Raw genomic sequence first — 16,203 nt, 5'->3', positions numbered from 1 at the left:
GAACAGATTATGCCGGCCTTTTGATGTCAGCAAAAGCCGCAGCTAGCTCCTCGAAGCGCTGCTCGAGGTCCCTCAGCCGTTTTTTTTCCGCAGCAGCGTCCTGTATCTCTCGCTGGGCGTCCTCGTCCAGGGCGCGGAACAGCTCAAGGATGGCTTGCTCGCGTGGGCTGATCTCAGAGGAAATAGAAGCCTGTTGCGTAGGTGTCGAAACCTCCTCTCCACGCTGCATAGGTCCGTCTCCCGTCAGAAGCCAGTCGATGGATATACCCAATTTAGTGCCTATTGCCACAAGCGACTTCGCATTCGGATCTCGCTCATCCAACAGATAATTCTGTAGCGTTCTGTAAGGAATCTCGCAGAGTTCAGCAGCATCCTTGATGCTTAGACCACGCAGATCAAGAACTGCACGCAGACGCTTGCTTGCACTCATTTTTGTGTGCCACCTATTGACATACTCGATTTGGTGTCTAGTATTGCACCTGCTTAGGTACATTTTATCCACATGGGTACAGTCAGGCCATGAACAAACGCCAGATCCATGCACGCCTGATCGAGCGTGGCAGCAACTTCCGTCAGTTCGCCCTGAGCCACGGCTATGAGCCGCGCACTGTTACCCAGGCGGTGGAACGCTGGGCCGAGAGCGAAAGTCTGCCGCGTGGCCGGCTGACCTTTCGCATCCTGCGCGAGCTTTCGCTGGAGATCGGGGGCGAGGTGATTCCCGGAATCCTTGGCGAGGCGGAAGACGATCGGCGGCCAGCCCCTTCGACAACGCCGCAACGGTAAGTGCCCATCGGGAACGAGAGAACCAGAAATTGAAACGCACGCTATTGGAAACGAGGCGGCAGGTGGCCAGCGCCATCGTCTGCGGCTACCCGGGTGGACGCGAATGCGCCGCTGCGCGGCTGGGCATGCCGCTGAAGAAGTTCGACAACCACTTGTACGAGAGCAAGGGCAGCCGTCCGCTCAGCGACGAGCAACTGCACCTGCTGGAAGCGGAAAGCGGCACCACCTATCTGCCGGACTACATGGCCGCCATGTACGGCGGCGTGTTCGTGCCGATCGCCGACCCGAGCGAGTTGGACAACCTGGACCTCTACAGCCGCTCGGTGAAGACCGCCGTCAAGCGTGGCCGGGTGGACCAGATCATCGCCGAGGCGCTGGAGGATGGGGTGATCGACGAGCGGGAGGTGGAAACCATCCTGGCCGCCCATCGCAAGCACATCGCTGCCCGGCATGCCGAGGTGCATGCGGTGATCGTTCTGCACAGCGAGGTTAGGCGATGACGCTACCACTGCCGCTTGGGCTTCACGTGCGCCCCTTTCAGCAACTTGATGGCGGTGATTTCCGCTTTGAAGTGTTCGAGGCGCACCAGCACGTCGTTGAGATCGATGTCGGTGTGGTCCCTCACGAAGTCCTCTTCGGTTTCGCCGTAGGCCTTAGCGAAGAACGCATCGGGCTCTCGCCCCTGCAGCGCTTCCCGCAACCCCAAGTAGAAGGTTTCCAGCTCGTTCAGGCGCTTGCCAATGAGCCCTTTTCGGTAAATCGCCATTCATCACGCTCCGAGGTATTCCATGTCGGTTGATAAGCACGCCCAGCCCCATGAAGACAGGCACTTACAGGCTTTCCAGCATGTGCTGAACCTGAAGCATGACCTGATCGATCTCAAACATGCCGTGAAGCGGGCGCGCAAGAGCCAAGACTACAGCTCCCTTGCGGCCCTGTTCGAGAGGGCCGAGCACTCAGCCAGGGCCGGCCGTTTGTTTGTTAAAACCACTGCGGCGGGGGAATGACCATGACGCAGCAACTCATTCCCGTCTTCAACGGCGAACTTGACGGCCGCAATCAGCAACTGTGTGATGCCCAAGAGCTGCATGCATTCCTCGAAGTGCAAACTCGCTTTAACGACTGGATCGGTCGCCGAATCGAGCAATATGGCTTTATAGAAGGCGAAGACTTTTACTCAGTCTTGAGTAAAAGTGCTGGCGGTAGGCCTTCTCAGGACTACCACCTCACTCTCGACATGGCCAAGGAACTGGCCATGGTCGAGAACAACGAGAAGGGCCGGCAGATCCGCCGCTACTTCATCGCCATGGAGCGCGAGGCGCGCGAGAGCCGGGGGGCGACTTACCTCAGCGTCGGCCAGCAGCTCGCCATCCACCGGCAGGTGCCCAGGCTGCTCGCGCTGCTCAAGGCGGAAACTTCCCCGGCCATCCGCCAGACCCTCTATGCACAGCTCTGCCAGCACTGCCATCTACTGGCCATTCCAGCGCCTTCGCTCGAAAGCGTGGGGCGCAGCAAGCCTGAAAACGGTGACCTGTTCCCGGCGCAGGGCTGAAAGGACTGACATGCGCAAGCCGAACGCAAATGGCCGCATCCCGAATTCGGGAGGTGGGTACATCAAGGAGTGCCCCGTGTGCGGGTCTCCGGTGAAGATCCGTAACTCGGCCCGCATCACGCTGGTTACAACTGAGTACGTGGGCTCATGCCAGGCCGCTGGCTGCGGAGCCCAGATAAAGGGCTTCTTTACCTGGGTCGCGTTTGTCAGTCCGTCAGGGCTTCCAAAACACGGGCTCGACCTGCCAGTCGTGCCGGAGGAAGAACGCCTGCGCCTGTGGCGCCATCACGTCAAGGGCTGCGAGAGCAGACAGATCGACCTGGTCGACCAATTGGAGAGTGAAGAGCAATGAACAGTACAGCCTTTCTCCCCCGGGATTACCGGGAACGCATGCAGGCCTGCGCGCTGGCGTTCCTGCGCCAGCATCAGGCCGAACACCTGGGCGACGACCAGATCCTGTACGAGCGCACCTGCGATCACCTGGTGAATCGCCTGGATGTTCCGCTGTTCATGGCCAGCCGCATCGTGCACCTGGCCATGACCCAGCTCGCCGAGCGGCCGGGGCGGATCATCGTCGCCCGGGTGGGCAGCCATGCCGAGCGAGCTTGTCTGGCGTACTCGCTCACCGGCGAAAGCGCTTTCGTTCCGCAGCGGCGGTTGCCGCGGCGCCTGCAGTTCCAGCCGGACGCCGCGCCGCGCTGATACCCACCTGACCCCTGATGAATCCCCAGCCCCTCGATCAGCGGGGCGGGAAACGTGCGCCCGAAATTTGGAAGAGATCCATGGAAAACGCCGTTGTCATTCGGTTGTCGCTGGAGCCGAAACAGGCCGAGGCCCTGTTGTTGCACCTGCGCGAGCAGTTCCGTCAGGGCCTGCAGGCGCGCTGGTACGCCGACCGTTACCGGCTGGTGCCCGATGCGGCCAGAAGCGGCGCCATCCTTCACGACTGCCCGTGCCTCGCCGCGCAGAAGAAAGCCCTTGGCGCCCTCCGGGCTGCCCTCGATCAGGCGCAGTAGGGCCGACCATGAATCACGATTTGCATCACCAAGTACTCCAGCGGCTGATGGCCGAGTATGGCCTCAAGCCCGTCTCCGGAGATCGAAAGTGGATGCGCGGCGGAACCTGTCCAGCCTGTGGCAAGCGGGAGCTGTACACCCACGCGGAACACCCGTGGGTGCTGCGTTGCGGCCGGCAGAGCCGGTGCGGCGCCGAGTATCACATCAAGGACCTGTTCGACGATCTGTTCGATGACTGGAGCAAGCGCGCGCCGGCCAGCGAGCAGCAGCCGACGGCCAGCGCCAGGGCCTACCTGGAGTTCGCCCGCGGCTTTCGCCTGGAGCTGATCGAGGGTTGGTTCAGCCAGGAGCACTACTGGAGCCGCGAGGCCAACGCCGGCAGCGCCACGGTGCGCTTCGACATGGGCGACGGCGGCTACTGGGAGCGGCTGATCGACCAGCCGCACCGCTTCGGCAAGCAGAAGGCGCGCTTCAAGCCCGGCTACAGCTATCGCGGCCGCTGGTGGTGCCCGCCGTGCGTCGACCTGCAGGAGGTCGGCGAGCTGTGGTTGGTGGAGGGCATCTTCGATGCCATCGCCCTGCTGCACCACGGCATCGCCGCCGTGTCGGTGATGAGCTGCAACGGCTACCCGGAGGAGCGGCTGCGCGAGCTGAAAGCGCAGCGGGAGGCCGCCGGCGACAAGCTGCCGACGCTGGTCTGGGCCCTGGACAACGATCCGGCTGCCCGCACCTACACCCGCAAGCACGCCCGCAAGGCCCGCGAGCTGGGCTTCCGTTGCGAGGCCGCGCAGATCCCCCAACGCGACGGCAGGAAGACCGACTGGAACGACTTGCATCAGCGCTGGATGTTCGAGAAGGACGAGGAGGCGCGCACCGAGCGGCGCGAAAGGGACATCAAGGCGGCCCGCCACCAGGGGGCTCTGCTGCTGGCCGAGAGCGCGGAGGAGAAGGGCGTGTTGATGTACGAGTGGACGCCGCGCCAGGAGTTTCATTTCGGGTTCGAGAACCGCCTGTACTGGTTCAAGATGGACCTGGAGAAATTCCACAAGGCCATGCAGGCGCTGGAGGAGTCGGAGCGGCACGAGGATAGGCTGCTCAACGACCGGCAGCGCCGCGACAAGGCGCTGCGCCAGTGCGGCGCGGTGGTGGAAATCGCCAACTGCTACCCGGAGTTCCTCTACTACCAGCGCAACGAGGTCACCGACGAGGCCTGGTATTACGCACGCATCGACTTTCCGCATGACGGCGGTTCGGTGAAGAACACTTTCACCGGCGGCCAAGTCTCGGCGGCCAGCGAGTTCAAGAAGCGCCTGATCCACATGGCCCCGGGCGCCGTGTTCACCGGCAGCGGTCAGCAGTTGGACCGGATCATGAAGGACCAACTGTTCAATATCAAAACCGTCCAGACCATCGATTTCGTGGGCTATTCGAAGGAGTACCAAGCCTATGTGTTCGGCGACATCGCCGTGCGAGATGGCGTTGTCAGCGAGGTCAACGACGAGGATTTTTTCGAGTTCGGCAAGCTGCGGCTGAAGACGCTGCAGAAGTCGATACGCATCAGTATCCAGCGCGATGCCAAGGCATACCGGGAGGACTGGATGCCTCTGCTATGGCTCTGTTTTCGCCACAGAGGCGTCGTTGCCATGGCGTTCTGGCTCGGCTCGTTGTTCGCCGAGCAGATCCGCACTCAGCACAGTTCGTTCCCTTTTCTGGAGCTGACCGGCAAACCCGGGGCGGGGAAATCGACCCTGTTGAGGTTCCTCTGGAAGCTGCTCGGCCGTGATTATGAAGGGTTCGATGCACAGAAATCGACCAAGGCCGGCCGCCAGCGACACATGGGGCAAGTCTCCAACATGCCGATTGTGTTCAAGGAGTCCGATCGCAACGAGCCGGACAAGGCCCATGCCAAGACGTTCGACTGGGACGAGCTGAAGGAGTTTTTCGACGGCGGCACCCTGGGCACCAAAGGCGTGAAAACGGCCGGCAACGAAACCTATGAGCCGCCGTTTCGTGGAACTATCGCGATCAGCCAGAACGCCGATGTCAATGCCTCCGAGGCGATCCTCACCCGGATCTGCAAAATCTGGTTTCCCGAATTGGTCGCGACCGACGAGAGCCGCGAGGCGGCGGACAAGCTCAACCTGATGCGGGTCGGCGAACTGAGCCACTTCATGCTCAAGGCCATGCGCGTGGAGACACAGGTGCTGGCCACATTCGCCCAGCGTGTGGTGGTACACGAGGCGAGCCTAAGGCGCATGAAAGAGTTGCGCAACGAGCGGATCGCCAAAAATCACAGCCAGATGATGGCCCTGGTCGACTGCCTGCGCCTGGTCTGCCCGTTGACCGACGAGATGCTGCATGTCACCCAGCAGCAACTGATGACCATGGCCCTGGAGCGGCAGGCCGCAATCAATTCGGATCACCCGCTGGTGGCCGAGTTCTGGGAAGTCTACGAGTACCTGGAGTCGACCGGGGAGAGCCCGCAGGTCAACCACTCCGCCGATCCCAAGTTGATCGCCATCAACCTCAACCAGTTCGCCGAGAAGGCCAGCGAGCACCGCCAGAACCTCGCCGACCTCAAGACGTTGCGCCCGCTGCTGAAGGACTGCCGCAGCCACAAGCTGCTGCATGAGAACAAGGCCGTCTACAGCGCTATCCGCGCCGCCCAGGCCGCGAAGAATTCGATGTTCGACAAACCCACCACGCTGAAGTGCTGGGTGTTCAAAGCGTGAAAACCGGAAGGAGAAAGACCATGCAAGAAACCAGGCAAGACCTTGTTGAACAGGCAGAAGCCAAGCCGCGCCCGCTGCTGGAATTCCGCCGGGCGCTGTGTCGCCTTGAGGAAGAGCACCAGGACTTGATCCGTGAGCAGAAGAAGTTCACTGAGCTGAAAAACCGCCTGGGGGAGGCCTACCGCTCTGCGGTTTCAGCGGCCGAAAACATCGGCGAGCGGTTGCCGAAACGGTTCCGGCTCGGAGACCTGGACGTGCACTTCAACCAGGACGGGAATGTGACGCTGGAACACAAGCCGGCGGCTGAAACCTGGGATCTGCTCACCCTGGCGAAGAAGGCCGGCGAGCAGGAATGAAAGGCGGCGCCGAGGAGCTGCTACTCCTCGGCGCCAACCACTACGAAGGAGAAGACCATGCAAGACCATCAACAATCGAGTGGCGCGGCAGAGGCTAGCGCATCGGGTTCCATCAAGCGATATGTCGTGGAGGATAAATGGGGTGGGGACTACTCGGTCACCCTCGAGGTAGACCACGGCATCCTGACCGAGGAGCGCGCCCAGCAGATCAATGGGTTCTGGAGTGGGGATGACTACAGGCTGGACGAGGAGAGCGGGGATGTCGTGATGGCCGTCATCCGTCTGGCCGGCGCCACGCTGATTCGCGTGATGTTCGAACAGGGTGGGGCTTTTTTCGGTGAAAAGGACACCGGCACGCAACTCGCCTGGACTGACGACCTGCACGAGGAAGAGGGCTGGGGCGGCACCGACGAGACGATCTTCGGGTGGTGCGGAATTCGTTGTGTCGGTGCGGATGTCGAGGTGCCCGGGTTCGACAACGTCGAGCTGAAGGAGGTGGCCACCAGCGAGAGAGGGCTGCCATGACTACGGTCGAGCGGCTGGTGGAGGAAATGCGCCGGCAGTGGGGGAGGCGGCGGGAGTGGATGGAGCAGGAGCCGGCCGGATGAACGGTAAACGGCCTACGATATCCATCCTCACACCGGGCCATCGGCGCCTGATTCGTCTGCTTGCCGCCCAGGCGGCAGCGGACTGGCTGGCCCGGCAATCCAATCCAATCACTGAGCAACTTGATGCGAGTAGCGATTTACGCACGTTACAGCAGCGACAAACAGGCGGAGACCTCGATCGCTGACCAGGTTGCCATCTGCCAGGCCCGCGCTTTGCGCGAGGGCTGGCAGGTGGTGTTTTCTCATTCCGACAATGCCGTTTCAGGCAGCACCGCCGTGGGTTCGCGCCCCGGCGGTGCTGCGCTTCTGGCCGATGCCCTGGCCGGGCGTTTCGATGTCCTGCTGCTGGAGGGGCTGGATCGGCTGTCTCGCGACCAGGTCGAGCAGGAGCGTATCGTGCGCCGGCTCGAGCATCGCGACATCCGTATCGTCGGCTTGGCCGACGGTTACGACTCTCAGCACGCTGGGCGCAAGGTCATGCGCGGGGTGCGCGGGCTGATCAACGAGTTGTACCTGGACGATTTACGCCACAAGACCCAGCGCGGCATGCACGGGCAGGTCGACCGCGGCTATATCGCCGGCGGCAAATGCTACGGCTATCGCATCATGCGGGAGGAGGGCGGCAGCAGGTACGAGATCGACGAGGCCCAAGCTCACTGGGTGCGCTGGATCTTCGAGCAGGCGGCAAGCGGGCGGGCGTTCAGGGGAATCGTCTACGAACTCAACGAGCGGGCGGTGCCGTCACCCAGGGACAGCAGTTGGACGTTATCGGCTATCTACGGTAGCCCGGTGAAGGGCTCCGGCCTGCTGAACAATTGTCTGTACGTCGGGCGTTACATCTGGAATCGGTCGCAGTGGCTGAAAGACCCGGATACCGGGCGCAGGCAGCGGGTCGATCGCCCTCGCAGCGAGTGGCGAGAGACGGCTGTACCCGAGCTGCGCATCGTGCCGGACGAGCTGTGGCTGCGCGTACGCGATCGGATCGACGAGGGGCGCGACGAGTTCGGCCGAAAACGGTCACAGCGCCCTCCTGGCACGTTGCTGGGTGGGTTGATGCGCTGCCCATACTGCGGCGGGCCGATGATCGCGTTGAATCAGTTGTATTACGGCTGCAACGTCGGCCACGACCGGGGGCCGACCGTGTGTCGCGGGTTTCGCATTCGGCGGGATCTGGCCGAGCGTCGCCTGGTGACGGCTGTCCGCGAGGATTTGCTGTCGTCGGCGGCGGCCGAGGAGTTCGAGCGGGCATTCCTGGAGCAGGTTGCGATGCTGGCCGGCCAGGACTCGGCGATGACGGCGATGCAGCGGCGCGTCGACGAGCTGGCGGCCGAGGTTGGCCGGCTGGTGGAGGCGATCGCTGTCGTGGGGGTGTCGTCGGCATTGGCTGCCAGGCTGCAGGCCGCTGAACGGGAGCAGGCCGGGCTGATGCGGGAGATCGAGCTGATGAGCAAGGCAAACGCCGACAGCCCGGACATTCGGGGGGTGTTCCGCCGCCTGCTTATCAACCTGGGCGACGCGCTGCGGCGTGACGCCGTTCAGGGCCGTGCGGCACTTGCCGAGATCATCGAGCGCGTGGATATCGAGCTGCGCGGCGATGAAGTCTGGGGCCACATAGCAACTGGCCCCGCACTGCAGATTGCAGTCGGGGCCAGTTGCTATAACGATGGTTGCGGGGGCTGGATTTGAACCAACGACCTTCGGGTTATGAGCCCGACGAGCTACCAGACTGCTCCACCCCGCGTCTGTGTGGTCGGCATTCTATAGCTAAACAATCCTCTGTCAAGCCATATCTCCTAAAAAAATGGTTTTGCTTCAATTGCTTAGTGTGTGAAGCGAACGGCGGCCGCTAGATGCCTTCGGTTCGCGTGTATTCCTCGGTCGCCCGGGCCACTTGCTCGCGCCAGTCCTCGGCTTCCTCGCTGAGCATGGCCATGGCTTGGCACATGGCCATGAAAGCTTCCCGATAGAGTGTGGGGTCATTGAGCGTCGCGGCCTGGTCGGCATGTCGCCAGGCTTGTTCGAGCAGGCTGTCGAAGGCACGCTTGTCGAAGGTCATGATGACTACTCCGGAGAACTTCCATTGGAGATTAGATCAGTGGCACTCGCCTGAAGTTATATTTCATGCTATCCACGCCGGGCTTTACTCCAATCAGGGCAGTATGGAGAGGTACTTAATTGGGACTTTTTCATTGGCGGATGACTGGGCGTCAGGTTGCCCGATTCGGGGGATTCAATGCAGTCAAGAGTGAAGATGGCGCTGGTGGCGCTGCTGTTTTCGGTCGGCGCCTCGGCCGAAGGTGACATCAAGTTGCGCAACATGCAGTTGATTACCATGAGTCACAAGACCTATCTCCAGGGCACCGGAGTGAACGTCTCGGGATTCGATCTGGAAAACGTGGCCATCGATCTTGAGATCCTCAAGGCCGGTCGGGTGGTCGGCAGCAGCGTCGTCGAGATACGAGCGATCGGCGCCGACGAGGCCTGGCGGATCTGGCAGCCCGTCGATATCAACGGCCCCGACGGCTTCCGTGTCCGTGGCATCCGTTCGGAGCGTGCCTCCAACAAGGACGTGGCGGCGCACTGAGTCCACCGGACTGCCAAGGCCCGGCTCCGAGTGGCATACGGGTGCCATGAGCGGCAGAAAGATCATCCACGTCGATTGCGACTGTTTCTACGCAGCCATCGAGATGCGCGACGATCCTCGCCTGGCCGGCCGGCCGCTGGCGGTGGGTGGCGCGCCGGATCGGCGTGGGGTGATCGCCACCTGCAATTACGAAGCGCGCGCCTATGGCGTGCATTCGGCGATGCCCGCGCGACAGGCGTTGAAGCTCTGTCCAGAGCTGTTGATCGTCAGGCCGCGGTTCGAGGCCTACAAGGTTGTGTCACGGGAGATCCAGCGCATCCTGCGCGACTACAGCGAACTGGTCGAGCCGCTGTCGCTGGACGAGGCTTACCTGGACGTCTCCGCCAGTCCGCACTTTTCCGGCAGTGCCACGCGCATCGCCCAGGACGTTCGGCGGCGCGTCTGGCAGGAGCTGCGCATCACGGTGTCGGCCGGTGTCGCCCCCAACAAGTTCCTCGCCAAGATCGCCAGCGACTGGCGCAAGCCCGATGGCCTGTTCGTGATCCCTCCGGCCGAGGTCGAGGCCTTCGTCGCCGAACTGCCGGTGAGCCGGTTGCACGGCGTCGGCAAGGTCACCGCCGAGCGTCTCGCGCGCCTGGGCGTTCGTACCTGCGCCGAATTGCGTCAGTGGAGCCGGCTGGCCCTGATGCGCGAGTTCGGCAGCTTCGGCGAGCGTCTGGCCCTGCTGGCGCGCGGGATCGACGAGCGTCCGGTGACGGTCGACAGTCGCCGCCAGTCGCTGAGCGTGGAGCGCACCTACGAACGGGATCTGCCGGATCTGGCCGCTTGCCTGGAACAACTGCCGCCACTGCTGGAGGCGCTCGACGGGCGCCTGGCGCGGCTGGATGGCGGCTACCGACCGGACAAGCCCTTCGTCAAGGTGAAGTTCCACGATTTCACCCAGACCACCCTGGAGCAGGCCGGCGCCGGTCGGGACCTGGATAGCTACCGGCTGCTGCTCGGCGCCGCCTTCGCCCGCGGCGCCCGGCCGGTGCGTCTGCTCGGCGTCGGTGTACGGCTGCTCGACCGGCGCGGGGAGGGCGAGCAACTGGAGCTGTTCGCGCGGTAGTCGACGGTGCCGTCTCCGGTTTCCGCTCAGGCGCCGAATTTCGCCTCGCCGGCCAGGCGCAGAATGGCCGCGTCGAGTTCGTCCAGGGCGGTATCGGCCGCCGGAGCGTGCTGTTTGAGCAGGGTTTCGCTGTGCTGGCAGGCGGCGCGCAACTGGGGAACGCCGCAGTAGCGGGTGGCCCCGTGCAGGCGATGCACTCGTTCGATCAGCGCGGCGCGGTCGCCGTCCCGACGTGCCTGGTGGATCGCCTGGCGGTCGGCATCCAGCGAGGCCAGCAGCATGCTCAGCATGTCGGCGGCCAAGTCGGGCTTGCCGGCGGCCAGGCGCAGGCCTTCCTCGGAGTCCAGCACGCTGAGGTGGCCGATGGACGCCGGCTGGACCTCGTGGACCTGCTGGGCGCCGGGCGAGCGCAGGTGCAGCCGGGTCCATTTGTGCACGACCTGAGCCAACTGGCGCTCGTTGATCGGTTTGGTCATGTAGTCGTCCATGCCGCTCTGCAGCAGGGCGCGCCGTTCGTTGGCCAGGGCGTGGGCGGTGAGGGCGATGATCGGCGTATGGCGCTGTTCCGGCTGTCCGGCCTCCCACTGGCGAATCGCCCGGGTGGCTTGGCGGCCGTCCATGCCGGGCATCTGCACGTCCATGAAGATCAGGTCGAAGCGTTCCCGCTGGGCGGCCTCCACCGCGGCGTGGCCGCTGTCGGCCACGGTGACCGCGGCACCCATGTCGCCGAGCAGGGTCTGTACCAGCAGCAGGTTGGCCGGGTTGTCGTCGACGCAGAGCAGGCGCGGCGCGCGGTTGCCCAGCGGGCCGAGTGTCTGCGAGCCGGTCGGCTGGGGGGTGAGCAGTTCGCCGAGGGCCGCCTGCAGCTTGTCGCGGTGCGCCGGCTTGCTCTGCAACTGGATCTGCGCCTCCGGCAGGACCTCCTGGTAGAACATCTGTTCGGTGGTGGGGCAGAGCACCAGGCACTTGCAGCCGAGCCGTTCGAGGTCGGCGATGCGCTGGGCCAGTTCTTCGGCGCTGGTGTCGCGGCTGGTCACCCCGAGCACCGCCAGGCCGACCGGCCGTTCCTCCTGGCGTGCGGCGGCGACACCGGCCAGCAGGCTGTCGAGTTCGGCGAAGGGCTGTACCTCCAGGCCGCAGTCCTCCAACTGGTGCTGGATCGACTGGCGGGCCAGTTCGTGTTGTTCGAGCAGCGCCACCCGGTGGCCGTGCAGGGCGGTCGGCGGCTCGTCCTCGCTGTGATCGTCGAGCGGCAGGGACAGGCGTATCCAGAACTCGGAGCCTTCGCCCGGCACGCTGTTGACGCCTATCTCGCCCCCCATCTGCTCGATCAGGCGCTTGGAGATGACCAGGCCGAGGCCGGTGCCGCCGGCCTGGCGGGTCAGCGAATTGTCGGCCTGGCTGAAGGCCTGGAACAGGGCGTTCAGGTCTTCCTGGGACAGGCCGATGCCGGTGTCGTGCACGCTGATCCGCAACTGGGCGAACTCCTCGCCGATGTCCTCGACCATGGCGCGCACGGCGATGGTGCCTTCGTTGGTGAACTTGATGGCGTTGCTGATCAGGTTGGTGAGGACCTGGCGGAGCCGCTGGGGATCGCCGTTCAGCGCCAGGGGCGTGTCGCGATAGATCAGGCTGACCAGTTCGAGGTGCTTGGCGTGGGCCGCCGGGGCGAGGATGGTGAGGGTGTCCTGGATGAGTTCGCGCAGGTTGAAGGGGGTGTGTTCGAGAACCAGCTTGCCGGCCTCGATCTTCGAGAAGTCGAGGATCTCGTTGATGATGTCGAGCAGACTGTCGGCGGACTTCTGGATGGTGTTCAGGTAGTCGTGCTGGCGGGGCGTCAGCTCGCATTTCTGCAACAGGTTGGTGAAACCGATGATGCCGTTCAGCGGGGTGCGGATCTCGTGGCTCATGTTGGCGAGGAATTCGGATTTGATCCGGCTCGCCTCCAGGGCCTCGCGGCGCACCATGTCCAGTTCGATGTTCTGGATCTCGATGGTTTCCAGGTTCTGGCGCACGTCCTCGGTGGCCTGGTCGATGCTGTTCTGCATCTCCTCCTGGGCGTGCTGCATGACTTCGGCCATGCGGTTGATGCCGGCGGCCAACTCGTCCAGTTCGTGGCTGCGCAGGGATGGCAGGCGGGTTTCCAGATGGCCGTCGCGCAGTTGCGACACGCCCTGCTGGATGCGCCGCAGCGGATCGCTGATCGAGCGCCCCACGCGCAGGGCGAGGAAGGCGCTGACCAGCAGCACGGAGAGGATCAGCAGCAGGCTGGCCAGCAGGTTGCGGTAGCCCTGCAGCAGAGCGTTGTGGTGCGATATCTCCAGGGCGATCCAGCCGAGCAGGTGGTCGTCCCGGTCGTTGCTGCCGCTGGCCAGGTTCTGGTGGTAGCCGAGCACCGGCATCAGCAGGTGGGTGGCGCTGTTGTCGCGGACCATGGTCAGTTGGGTCGGGTCCTGGGGCGGCAGCGGGCCGTTGAGGCTCGGGCCGGCATGCACGATGGTGCCCAGTTCGCTGTCGAGAAAGCTCACCGCACGGATGTCGGTCTGATCCAGTACCCGGTTGGCGATACGCTGCAGGCGATTGTGGTAGTTCTGCGCCAGGGCGGGAGCGGCCAGCGGAGCCAGTTGCTGGACGATCAACTGACCGCGTCCCACCAGGTTGCCGTGCATCTCGGCCAACTGCTGCCAGGTGAAATAGCTACCCAGGACCAGTGCCAGCAGGCAACTGGGCAGCAGGGTGAGCATGGCGATGCGGGTCTTGATGCTGAAGTCGTGGAACACCCCGATTCTCCGTGAGGAATTTGGGAAGGCAGTGAGTGTAGCGACAGACCCGACGGCGCAATAGAAGCGTTCTCATAACCATTTGGAATGTAAGTGCGCCGATTCCGGATGATGGCCTGCAGCGCTTTGCCGGCTATCATAGGCTCCCCTGTGGCCTGACGGCTCCGACTCCGCTTCCCGGGAGCGAAGCCCGTTGCCAGGCCGGGTGTCGCGGCGGGCCATGCCGGGAGCATGGCGAGCGGCGCCCATGCAGCATGGCGGCAGGGATGCCGTGCGGACCGAGCAGCCCATTTCCGATTCAGGACACCGAGCGTTTCCATGACAGTGCATTTCCCCACCATCGCCGAGTGCATCGGCAATACCCCGCTGGTGCGCCTGCAGCGCCTGCCGGGAGAAACCTCGAACACCCTGCTGGTCAAGCTGGAGGGCAACAATCCGGCCGGTTCGGTGAAGGACCGCCCGGCACTGTCGATGATCACCCGCGCCGAGCTGCGCGGCGACATCCGCCCCGGCGATACCCTGATCGAAGCCACTTCCGGTAACACCGGCATCGCCCTGGCCATGGCGGCGGCGATCAAGGGCTACCGGATGATCCTGATCATGCCGGACAACATGAGCGCCGAGCGCAAGGCGGCGATGACCGCCTATGGCGCCGAGCTGCTGCTGGTGAGCAAGGCCGAAGGCATGGAGGGTGCCCGAGACCTGGCACTGAAGATGCAAGGCGAGGGGCGCGGCAAGGTGCTCGACCAGTTCGGCAACCAGGACAACCCGCAGGCCCACTACGAGGGTACCGGCCCGGAGATCTGGCGCCAGACCCAGGGCCGAATCACCCACTTCATCAGTTCCATGGGCACCACCGGCACCATCATGGGCACCTCGCGCTATCTCAAGGAGCAGAACCCGGCGATACGCATCGTCGGCCTGCAGCCGCAGGAGGGCTCGGCGATTCCCGGCATCCGCCGCTGGCCGCAGGAGTACCTGCCGAAGATCTTCGATGCCTCCCGGGTCGATCAGGTGATCGACATGGCGCAGAGCGAAGCCGAAGACACCATGCGTCGCCTGGCCCGCGAGGAGGGCATCTTCTGCGGCGTGTCCTCGGGCGGGGCGGTGGCGGCCATGCTGCGCCTGTCGTGCGAGGTGGAGAATGCGGTGCTGGTGGCGATCATCTGCGACCGCGGCGACCGCTATCTGTCCACGGGTGTCTATGACCAGCCTTGAATCGATCTTCACACCGGGCGGGGCCTTCCGACGTGACTAGACGTACCGGCGGCCTGCGCTTCCAGCCCAGCGGCGGTGCCCGCTCGGCGCCCCTGCAGGTGGGCAGGAAGCAGGTCCTGAGCATCGAGCGCCTGGCCCACGACGGCCGTGGCATCGCCTTCGTCGACGGCCGTACCTGGTTCGTCTCCGGCGCCCTGGCCGGCGAGCGGGTCGAGGCCCGTGTGCTCGGCGCGCGCAACCGTATCGTCGATGCCCACGCCGAGCGCATCCTGGCCGCCGGCCCGTTGCGCCGCGCCGCGCCCTGCGCGCATGCCGGCCGTTGCGGCGGCTGCACCCTGCAGGCATTGCCCCATGCCGAGCAACTGGCCCTGAAGCAGCGCACCCTCGCCGAGCAACTGGCGCGCTTCGCCGGCCTCGCACCCGAGGAGTGGGCGCCGCCCCTGGTCGGTCCGGAATTCGGCTACCGCCGCCGGGCGCGCATCGCGGTGCGCTGGGATGCCACCTCCGGGCGGCTGGAGGTGGGCTTTCGCGCCGCGGCCAGCCAGGCGATCGTCGCCATCGACGATTGCCCGGTGCTGGTGCGGCCGCTGCAGCCCATCCTGCGCGCCTTGCCCGCGCTTCTCCACGGTCTGGCGAGGCCCCGGGCGCTGGGCCATGTCGAGTTGTTCCACGGCAATACAAGCGCCATTCTGGTGCGCCATACTGCGCCCCTTGCGGACGCTGACCTGCAGCGCCTGCGCGTCTTCTGTCGCGAACACGCCGCCCAGCTCTGGCTGCAGGGCAGGGACGAGCCGCGGGCGGACGCACCGGAGGCCCCGCTGGGCTACCGCCTGGAGCCCTGGGGACTGGAGCTGCACTACCGTCCCGGCGACTTCGTGCAGGTCAACGCCGTGGTGAACGAGGCGATGGTCGTCCAGGCCCTGGAGTGGCTGGCGCCTCGGCCGGAGGAACGGGTGCTCGATCTGTTCAGCGGTCTGGGCAACTTCGCCCTGCCGCTGGCGCAGCGCTCGCGCGAGGTGGTGGCGGTGGAGGGCGTGGCGCCGATGGTCGAGCGCGGCAGGGAAAATGCGACCCGTAATGGACTGAACAACCTGCACTTCTGGCAAGCGGACCTGTCGAAGCCGCTGGCAGGGGCGTCCTGGGCTGCCGCCGGCTTCGCCGCAGTGCTGTGCGATCCGCCCCGTGACGGCGCGCTGGAGGCCGTGCGGCAGGTGGGCAGCCTGGGAGCCGGGCGGGTGCTATATGTTTCCTGCAATCCGGCGACCCTGGCACGGGATGCCACGGAACTGGCCGGACAGGGCTATCGGCTGCGGCGTGCCGGCATTCTCGATATGTTCCCGCAGACCGCCCATGTCGAGGCCATGGCGTTGTTCGAGAGAGAGCCCGCGGCGGGCTGAGGCGGGGCGTCGAGTCTCGCCGGCAGGAGAGCCGCATTTTTCGTTTCCAGGCAGCCCGATTCCGGCTGA

At 64.6% G+C, this 16,203-nt stretch carries 19 protein-coding genes and 1 tRNA gene; 15 read left to right on the top strand and 5 right to left on the bottom strand.

What is annotated here, in order from left to right; all coding sequences use genetic code 11:
• Positions 1-7: 7 nt before the first annotated feature.
• A complete protein-coding gene (locus AVCA_RS16965) occupies positions 8-430 on the bottom strand; it encodes a helix-turn-helix domain-containing protein (protein ID WP_050764391.1) in 423 nt (140 codons plus the stop codon).
• Between the two features lie 89 nt (positions 431-519).
• Between AVCA_RS16965 and AVCA_RS16960 the strand changes: the two genes are divergently transcribed.
• Positions 520-783: a helix-turn-helix domain-containing protein gene (locus AVCA_RS16960; protein ID WP_012702247.1), complete on the top strand. Its 264-nt coding sequence runs from the start codon at positions 520-522 to the stop codon at positions 781-783.
• Between the two features lie 29 nt (positions 784-812).
• Positions 813-1,283: a YmfL family putative regulatory protein gene (locus AVCA_RS16955; RefSeq protein ID WP_175555901.1), complete on the top strand. Its 471-nt coding sequence runs from the start codon at positions 813-815 to the stop codon at positions 1,281-1,283.
• Between the two features lie 2 nt (positions 1,284-1,285).
• Here the strand turns inward: AVCA_RS16955 and AVCA_RS16950 are convergent, their stop codons facing one another.
• The gene (locus AVCA_RS16950) at positions 1,286-1,549 is read right to left on the bottom strand and encodes a hypothetical protein (RefSeq protein ID WP_012702245.1); all 264 of its coding nucleotides are present in this window, start codon (positions 1,547-1,549) and stop codon (positions 1,286-1,288) included.
• A gap of 22 nt (positions 1,550-1,571) precedes the next feature.
• On the opposite strand from AVCA_RS16950, the gene AVCA_RS16945 reads away from it, so the two are divergent.
• The 9 genes from AVCA_RS16945 (at position 1,572) to AVCA_RS25320 (ending at position 8,733) form a co-directional block, all read left to right on the top strand.
• Positions 1,572-1,790 (top strand): hypothetical protein, encoded by a 219-nt coding sequence (locus AVCA_RS16945; RefSeq protein ID WP_041807357.1) that lies wholly within the window; start codon positions 1,572-1,574, stop codon positions 1,788-1,790.
• A gap of 2 nt (positions 1,791-1,792) precedes the next feature.
• A complete protein-coding gene (locus tag AVCA_RS16940) occupies positions 1,793-2,335 on the top strand; it encodes an antA/AntB antirepressor family protein (RefSeq protein WP_236616231.1) in 543 nt (180 codons plus the stop codon).
• Positions 2,336-2,345: 10 nt separating this feature from the next.
• Positions 2,346-2,687, top strand: a complete 342-nt coding sequence (locus tag AVCA_RS25325; RefSeq protein ID WP_072432515.1) for an ogr/Delta-like zinc finger family protein — start codon at positions 2,346-2,348, stop codon at positions 2,685-2,687.
• Positions 2,684-3,037 carry a hypothetical protein gene (locus tag AVCA_RS16935; RefSeq protein ID WP_012702241.1) on the top strand — a complete coding sequence of 118 codons (354 nt, stop codon included), beginning with the start codon at positions 2,684-2,686 and terminating at the stop codon, positions 3,035-3,037. Before AVCA_RS25325 ends, AVCA_RS16935 begins: the two co-directional genes overlap by 4 nt.
• Positions 3,038-3,117: 80 nt before the next feature.
• Positions 3,118-3,351 (top strand): hypothetical protein, encoded by a 234-nt coding sequence (locus AVCA_RS16930; RefSeq protein ID WP_012702240.1) that lies wholly within the window; start codon positions 3,118-3,120, stop codon positions 3,349-3,351.
• Between the two features lie 8 nt (positions 3,352-3,359).
• The gene (locus AVCA_RS16925) at positions 3,360-6,083 is read left to right on the top strand and encodes a toprim domain-containing protein (RefSeq protein ID WP_236616229.1); all 2,724 of its coding nucleotides are present in this window, start codon (positions 3,360-3,362) and stop codon (positions 6,081-6,083) included.
• Between the two features lie 20 nt (positions 6,084-6,103).
• Positions 6,104-6,439, top strand: coding sequence for a hypothetical protein (locus AVCA_RS16920; protein ID WP_012702238.1), 336 nt, complete (start codon positions 6,104-6,106; stop codon positions 6,437-6,439).
• Between the two features lie 57 nt (positions 6,440-6,496).
• Entirely contained in the window at positions 6,497-6,964 is a 468-nt protein-coding gene (locus AVCA_RS16915) for a DUF2528 family protein (protein ID WP_236616227.1), read from the top strand.
• Positions 6,965-7,170: 206 nt separating this feature from the next.
• Positions 7,171-8,733, top strand: a complete 1,563-nt coding sequence (locus tag AVCA_RS25320; RefSeq protein WP_012702234.1) for a recombinase family protein — start codon at positions 7,171-7,173, stop codon at positions 8,731-8,733.
• Here the strand turns inward: AVCA_RS25320 and AVCA_RS16905 are convergent.
• A tRNA-Met gene (locus tag AVCA_RS16905) sits at positions 8,712-8,788 on the bottom strand. The two genes, AVCA_RS25320 and AVCA_RS16905, sit on opposite strands and share 22 nt — an antisense overlap.
• A 105-nt stretch (positions 8,789-8,893) precedes the next feature.
• Positions 8,894-9,103, bottom strand: coding sequence for a hypothetical protein (locus AVCA_RS16900; RefSeq protein WP_012702233.1), 210 nt, complete (start codon positions 9,101-9,103; stop codon positions 8,894-8,896).
• A gap of 195 nt (positions 9,104-9,298) precedes the next feature.
• Here AVCA_RS16900 and AVCA_RS16895 point away from each other — a divergent pair, with 195 nt between their 5' ends.
• On the top strand, positions 9,299-9,631 hold the full coding sequence (locus AVCA_RS16895; protein ID WP_012702232.1) for an FxLYD domain-containing protein: 333 nt from the start codon (positions 9,299-9,301) through the stop codon (positions 9,629-9,631).
• Positions 9,632-9,677: 46 nt separating this feature from the next.
• Complete coding sequence (dinB, locus tag AVCA_RS16890) at positions 9,678-10,739, top strand: DNA polymerase IV (protein ID WP_012702231.1); 1,062 nt, start codon at positions 9,678-9,680, stop codon at positions 10,737-10,739.
• 26 nt (positions 10,740-10,765) lie between these two features.
• Here dinB and AVCA_RS16885 read toward each other — a convergent pair whose 3' ends face one another.
• Positions 10,766-13,483: a response regulator gene (locus tag AVCA_RS16885; RefSeq protein ID WP_012702230.1), complete on the bottom strand. Its 2,718-nt coding sequence runs from the start codon at positions 13,481-13,483 to the stop codon at positions 10,766-10,768.
• A gap of 354 nt (positions 13,484-13,837) precedes the next feature.
• Between AVCA_RS16885 and cysM the strand changes: the two genes are divergently transcribed.
• Both cysM and rlmD read left to right on the top strand, forming a co-directional pair.
• Entirely contained in the window at positions 13,838-14,737 is a 900-nt protein-coding gene (cysM, locus tag AVCA_RS16880) for a cysteine synthase CysM (protein ID WP_012702229.1), read from the top strand.
• Between the two features lie 32 nt (positions 14,738-14,769).
• Entirely contained in the window at positions 14,770-16,134 is a 1,365-nt protein-coding gene (gene rlmD, locus AVCA_RS16875) for a 23S rRNA (uracil(1939)-C(5))-methyltransferase RlmD (RefSeq protein WP_012702228.1), read from the top strand.
• Positions 16,135-16,203 lie beyond the last annotated feature (69 nt).

Source organism: Azotobacter vinelandii CA (assembly GCF_000380335.1).
GTDB classification, from domain to species: Bacteria; Pseudomonadota; Gammaproteobacteria; order Pseudomonadales; family Pseudomonadaceae; genus Azotobacter; species Azotobacter vinelandii.
This window is presented reverse-complemented; position numbering and strand designations above follow the sequence as displayed.